The sequence below is a fragment of the Enterococcus sp. 7E2_DIV0204 genome (assembly GCF_002140855.1).
Taxonomy (GTDB): domain Bacteria; phylum Bacillota; class Bacilli; order Lactobacillales; family Enterococcaceae; genus Enterococcus_L; species Enterococcus_L lemimoniae.
Genome location: NZ_NGKY01000002.1, coordinates 232,967 through 233,690, shown reverse-complemented (window position 1 = coordinate 233,690; position 724 = coordinate 232,967).

Here is a 724-nt window from a genome sequence, read left to right as displayed (position 1 = left end):
TGCTTGCTTGTTAAAAATTGTTGTTTGTTTTTACCGTTGTAAAAACAACCTACACATTTGGTTCGTCTTACTTTGTTCAGTTTTCAAAGGTCTACCGTGTTACCTCGCAGCAACTTTTATATCATATCAAATTTTCGATTTGATGTCAACACTTTTTTAAAAAAGTTTCAAAGTTTTTTTCTGCTCGATGTCATCAATTGTTTCGTGACAACTTCATTAGTTTATCAGGTTACTTGTTATTTGTCAACAACTTTTTTTCTTGATTCCTCAAGATGTTTTAGCTGTTTTGAATTAACAACTTTGTTATTCTATCATAATTATCTTTCGTTCGTCAAGAAGAAAAAAAATCTTTTTTTCTTTATTTATACGAATGAAGTTCAATCACCAGAACATGTATAAATATAACAATACTTATTATAAAATGCAACTAGAATATGTCTATTTTTGATTCTTTTTTTTCTTGGCGAACAAATCGATTGAACTTTATTTTAGTATTCGTTTTTTCTGTATCATTGAGCATCATTTCAAGCTCATTATTCGGTTAAATGCTTTAAAAAAAGAGAGTGGGACAATAGCCCTCTCTCTGAAAGAAAATAAGCTCGATTTTGATGGTTAATGTCAAAATTGAGCTTATTTTTTCTATTATAGATGTCTCTTATACACATCTAGATGTGTATAAGAGACAGACGCTACACAGTTGATAAAACTGAAGGTGCTAAAATCA